1 pseudogene is annotated in these 249 nt (G+C 48.6%); it reads left to right on the plus strand.

The window, feature by feature from the left end:
• Positions 1-201 (plus strand): annotated as a pseudogene (locus AC0IZJ_RS28605) (hypothetical protein); the annotation flags it as partial.
• Positions 202-249: the final 48 nt, after the last annotated feature.

Raw genomic sequence — 249 nt, forward strand, 5'->3', positions numbered from 1 at the left:
GGGATCATTCTGGTTCTGGAGATGACCGATAACTACCAGCTCATTTTGCCAATGATTATTACCGGTCTTGGCGCAACACTATTAGCGCAATTTACCGGCGGGAAACCGCTATACTCGGCGATTCTTGCGCGCACGCTGGCAAAACAGGAAGCTGAGCAACTGGCGCGAAGCAAGGCCGCATCAGCCAGCGAGAATACTTGAACGAAATACCAGGGTATTAGATAATGGCGATTATTATTGGGTTAGAAT

It is taken from the genome of Roseateles sp. AC306, assembly GCF_979253795.1.